The organism is Methanoregula sp. (genome assembly GCF_049690535.1).
Classification (GTDB): domain Archaea; phylum Halobacteriota; class Methanomicrobia; order Methanomicrobiales; family Methanospirillaceae; genus Methanoregula.
The window spans coordinates 1-5172 of the sequence record NZ_JBAVMX010000112.1 but is presented as its reverse complement, the minus strand read 5'-3'; the positions used below and the strand labels follow the sequence as shown (position 1 = coordinate 5172).

Below are 5172 nucleotides of genomic sequence, written 5' to 3'. Positions count from 1 at the left end.
CGGGCGTTATATCCTTCCTCACACCCCCGACCTTGCAGACTCCCTGGATCACCCGGCCGCCCGTGGTCGCTTCCATGTCGTCGAGGATGTGCTCCCGGAGTTTCCACGCGTTCATAAAGACGCTCTCAAAGCCCATCCCGTCGGCAAAAAGCCCGAGCCAGAGGAGGTGGGAGTGCATTCTAGAGTATTCCGACCAGATGGTCCTGAGGTACTGCGCACGTTCGGGCACCTCGATCTTCATGATATGCTCGATACATTCCGCGTACGTGTTGCTGTGGACGTAGCTGCAGATCCCGCAGATGCGTTCCGCGACGTAAATGTACTCGGGGTATTCCCGTTTCTCCACGAGTTTTTCGAGGCCCCGGTGGACGTACCCGATCGAGGGGATCACGTCCACGACCCGCTCATCCTCCAGCACGAGGTCGAGGTGGATCGGTTCCGGCAGCACCGGGTGCTGGGGCCCGAACGGGACGGTTATTTGTTTTGACATGAGGTGTCCTCCTTGGTGATCGTAACGGTGAACGGATTTTTGACCGTCGTCCGGTAGAAGTGCCCCTTAAAGTCGATGTTTATCCCGGCAACCGTGATGCCGTACAGGTCGTGGATCTCGTTCTCGTAGACAAACGCCCCGAAGTAGACGCTGCTCACGCTCGGGACGACCGCGTCCTGCTTTACGGTGATGCGCAGGTTGGTGAGCACGAAGTCCTTATCGAAGACGTAGTTTATCTCGAAGTCGTCGCCGACCTGCGTGCACCCGATCTGGACGAGCCGGCAGCCGTCCTTTTTCTGCTGTGCCGTACGGGCAACCAGTTCGTCGATGCCGATCGGGATAGTGGTCTGCTGATCGAGGGTCATTCACGCACCCCCTGCGGGTTTTTCGGCAGCCGCAACCGGGGCCGGGTGCTCCTGCGGGGCACCGGTGACCATCGCGGATCGCTTCCCCTCAAGGATGCCAAGAGCCGCCACGATCCCGTCGATGATGGACTCAGGGCGGGCTGCACAGCCGGGCACGTAGACATCGACCGGGATGACCATATCGATCCCGCCGGACACGTTGTAGCACTCCCGGAAGACGCCTCCTGATGTGGCGCAAATGCCAATCGCCACGACCACTTTTGGGTCCGGCATCTGGTCGTAGATGTTTTTGATCACGTACTTGTTCTGCTCGTTCACCGAGCCCGTTACGACAAAGATATCCGCGTGCTTGGGGTTGCCGGTGTTGATGATCCCGAAGCGCTCCACATCGTACATGGGCGTCAGGCAGGCAAGGATCTCGATATCGCAGCCGTTGCAGCTCGATGCGTCGTAGTGGATGATCCAGGGGGATTTTTTCAGGTACGTCATGTTCAGACCCTCCCGATGAAGTATAAGGCCGCGATATTGAGTGCGCCAAGAATGAGGGCGACCGCCCATGAGCTCTTCACGGCAAGCTGCCACTTCACCCTTGCGTTGGTGTTGTCTATGGCTAGTTCGAGCAGGTAGACGATGATGATAGCGATGATACCAAGGACCGGGCTTGCTGCAAAGAACAGGTACACGAAGCCTAAGAGGAAGACCACTTCGTACCAGTGGGTAACCTCGATGAATCCGAGCGCCGGGCCCGAGAACTCGGTCATGACCCCCTTGACGATCTCCTGGTGGGCGTGGTGCGAGGTCGAGATATCAAAGGGCGACTTGCGCAGCTTGATCGTCAGGACGTAGATAAAGCCCAGGAAAACGCCCGGGAGCAGGAGAACGATCAGCCCCGGAAAGCCGGCGATATCGCTCATGTTGAATGACTTTGTGACCACGTACATCCCGACTGCGGCAAGGAGAAACATCGGCTCGTAGGCCATGATCTGGATCAGTTCCCGTTCCGCACCGATATGGCTGTACGGGGAGTTTGCCGCGTAGGCCCCGAGGACCAAAAAGACCTCCGCAAGCGTGAGCGCAAAGATCACGAGAAGGAGGTTCCCGCCCGCAAAGAAGAGCGCTCCCGTGAAGATGGCGAAGATAAAGTAACTGAGCACGTAGAAGCGCTGCGTCTCGTTGACTACGGCGTCCTCTTTCTCGAAGAGTTTCCCCACATCGTAGAACGGCTGGAGGATCGAGGGGCCGACCCGGCCCTGCATATGGGCGGTGATCTTGCGGTCGATACCGGCGATAAGGCCGCCGATGACCGGCGCGAGCAGGATGAACACCACGGCCCCGGTTAGGGAGATCATAGGATCCCTCCGCCGACGAGCGCCGCGGCAAACATGATCACGATAAAGACCGAGCAGAGACAGACGCCGGCCCGGGCAAGCCTGACCTCACCGAACCACGGGCTGATATAGTAATTGGCCAGTTTCATCTCGGTGCGTGCCCCCAGCGCATTCTGGAAATGCATGTCGGGAGTTGCCGGCACCCCGCCCATGTAGGGCGGCAGGGTCCGGTGTTTCCGGTGGGGAAGGAGGATACTCAGGGGCAAGAGGACGATCAAAAACAGCATCATGACCATGATGATGATGTTGTCCTGCGAGAGCATGGCCACGCTGCCGTAGTTCGCGAGCAGGAACGGCTCGATGAGTATGCTGGAGATGATGGGGAAGATAAAGCAGGTGGCGGCGGTAAGCCCGGCAAGCGAGACGAGCGCTATCCACTCGTTTTTGTCCACGAGGCCCTCGACATTCTCAGCATCCGGCGTGATCACGAGCAGTTTTCCCATCCATTTCGCCCAGAAAAAGAGGGTGAGGGCGCTCCCAAAGATCAGGATCACGACAAAGACGAGGCCGAATGGTGCATCGATGAAGGCCTGGATTGCCGCCCACTTGGAGATCAGCATACCAAACGGCGCAAGGAACATGCCGGCGATCCCGATCACCATCATGGCGGCGATCCGGGGCATCCTGACGATGAGGCCGTTCATGTCCTCGATCTCCCTGCTCTTGATCCGGTGCTCGACCGTGCCCACAGAGAGGAACATGAGCGACTTTGAGATCGCGTGGAAGATGATCAGGAGGATCGCTGCCCATATAGCCTCGGCTGTCCCGATCCCCGCACAGGCAACGATAAGCCCGAGGTTTGCGATCGTAGAGTAAGCGAGTACCCGTTTCGCATTTGTCTGGGAGATGGCAATCCCCGAAGCAATAATGAAGGTAAACGCCCCGACAAACGCGAGGGTATACCCGACAACGGTTCCCTGGAAGACCGGCGCGAACCGGACAAGGATGTAGACACCGGCTTTTACCATCGTGCTGGAGTGCAGCAGGGCAGAGACCGGTGTCGGGGCCACCATCGCGCCGACAAGCCACGAGGAAAACGGCATCTGGGCGGCTTTCGTGAGACCGGCAAAACCAATCAGAGCCGCCGGTATGAGGATGAGCGCTTTTCCGGAGACAAGGACCTGGTCAAGACCGAGCATACCGGCCGGCTGGTAGGTCAGGTAGACGATCGCCGCAGCAAATGCGATGCCACCCAGAAGGTTCATCCACAGGGCGGTGAACGCGTTCTTGGTCGCCTCCTCGGTCTTGGTGAACCCGATGAGGAGGAACGAACAGAGCGTGGTCACTTCCCAGAAGAAAAAAACCCAGATGAGGCTGTTCGCAAAGACCAGCCCGAACATCGCGGAGATGAAGACAAAAATGATCAGAAAAAACGTATTGGTCCGGTTGGGAATCCCCGTGTGGTTCAGGTAGAAATGCCGCATGTACCCGAGGGAATACACGCAGATCAGGCTCCCGATGATGCCCACGATAAGGGCCATGATGATCGAGAACTGGTCGATAAAGAGGGGAGATTTCACCGCCACCGCGGGAGTCGCAGCAGCCTCGAACCAGAGGATCAGCGCAGTCTCGACAAGCGTGAGGGCGATGACCAGGTAATTGCGGTACCTCACCGCGAACCAGAGGATCAGAAGCGAGATCCCCATCTCGAGGACAAACATGAGCAGGTTGACAGGTTCTGCGTTGAACCCGAAGTAAAGGGTCCCCTTGTCAAACTGGGTTACCAGAAGCAGGACGGTCACTGCACCGATCAGCAGTGCGGAGATTTTTACAATCCAGTTCCGCTCAGTATCCCGGCGAACCGCAAGCATAAAGAGCGCCGTGATCAGCGGAAACAGGATGAGAAAGAGTAATAATTGCACGCTACATCCACCCTGAGAAACTATTCGTATCTTTCATTATTAATCATATTGAATTGAACGCAAATCCCGGCCCGCCGGAGGATTATTCCGTCATTTTTCCCCGGGTCCGGCCGTTTTTTTATAAAAAATGCGGGTGAGGGGCGAAAAAATACCAAAAAACCGCCCCATGCCTGCCCCGATTCACAAAAAACGGGGCCGGCACCCGGCAGATCCCGGGGATACCCCGGAGAGATGATAAAAGTTTAATGTAACAAAAATGCACTAGTACTGTCCTGAGGATAGGTGGCCGGCGTGGCGGGGTTTCCCGGTGTCATGGCGCTATTCTCGTGGGTGCATCAAAACGGGCAGGGTACTTCCCGTATCAGTTGTCAAACCTGATGTGGTATGGTTCACGGTACAACCGGCTGTTCTGTCAACGTGCGTTTTACGTCATGAGAGAGAGCCGGCCCTGTACTCAGGGGAACTATAGCACCACAGGGAGGTCATGGAATGATCGAAACAGCATTACTCGTTGTCATTGTGATATGTGTTATCGCACTGGCCCTCGCCGCACTTCTGGCGCGTAATCTCCTCTCACAGGATGAGGGGACGCCCAAGATGCGCGAGGTCTCCGATGCGATCAAGGTGGGTGCGGAAGCATTCATCAAGCGCCAGTACTCGACTATCGCGATTATTGCCATCGTGCTTGCCATCGTGATCTTTGCCGTCTATTACTTCACCGGACAGCAGTCGCTTGCCGTGTACACGGCATTTGCGTATATCGTCGGTGCCACGTGCAGTGCAGTTGCCGGTGTCGTCGCAATGTCCATTGCCGTCAGGACTAACATCCGCACGGCAGCTGCAGCGCAGCACAGCGACGGGAAAGCACTTGACTTCTCGTTCCGTGGCGGAGCCATCTCCGGCCTGATCATCACCTCGATGTCACTCCTCGGGGTCTCCCTGACGTACATCGCACTCGGGGCAAACCCGCAGACCACCCCCTTCGTCATCATCGGGTTCGGCTTTGGTGCCTCATTCGTTGCACTCTTCGCCCAGCTCGGCGGCGGTATCTACACGAAAGCCGCAGA

6 protein-coding genes are annotated in these 5172 nt (G+C 57.3%); 1 reads left to right on the top strand and 5 read right to left on the bottom strand.

Annotation, left to right across the window (positions count from 1 at the left end; genetic code table 11):
- From WCE46_RS09050 to WCE46_RS09030, 5 genes are all read right to left on the bottom strand, one after another.
- The coding region (locus WCE46_RS09050) for a nickel-dependent hydrogenase large subunit (protein ID WP_424733378.1) at window positions 1-490 on the bottom strand (490 nt) is incomplete at its 3' end.
- Window positions 475-855 carry an NADH-quinone oxidoreductase subunit C gene (locus WCE46_RS09045; RefSeq protein WP_424733377.1) on the bottom strand — a complete coding sequence of 127 codons (381 nt, stop codon included), beginning with the start codon at window positions 853-855 and terminating at the stop codon, window positions 475-477. The genes WCE46_RS09050 and WCE46_RS09045, both read right to left, overlap by 16 nt.
- The gene (locus tag WCE46_RS09040; RefSeq protein WP_424733376.1) at window positions 856-1344 is read right to left on the bottom strand and encodes an NADH-quinone oxidoreductase subunit B family protein; all 489 of its coding nucleotides are present in this window, start codon (window positions 1342-1344) and stop codon (window positions 856-858) included.
- A 2-nt stretch (window positions 1345-1346) separates the two neighbouring features.
- Window positions 1347-2204 carry a respiratory chain complex I subunit 1 family protein gene (locus WCE46_RS09035; RefSeq protein WP_424733375.1) on the bottom strand — a complete coding sequence of 286 codons (858 nt, stop codon included), beginning with the start codon at window positions 2202-2204 and terminating at the stop codon, window positions 1347-1349.
- On the bottom strand, window positions 2201-4105 hold the full coding sequence (locus WCE46_RS09030; protein ID WP_424733374.1) for an NADH-quinone oxidoreductase subunit L: 1905 nt from the start codon (window positions 4103-4105) through the stop codon (window positions 2201-2203). The genes WCE46_RS09035 and WCE46_RS09030 overlap by 4 nt, the downstream gene beginning before the upstream one ends.
- Window positions 4106-4594: 489 nt before the next feature.
- Between WCE46_RS09030 and WCE46_RS09025 the strand changes: the two genes are divergently transcribed.
- A partial coding sequence (locus WCE46_RS09025; protein ID WP_424733373.1) for a sodium/proton-translocating pyrophosphatase occupies window positions 4595-5172 on the top strand: 578 nt, incomplete at its 3' end.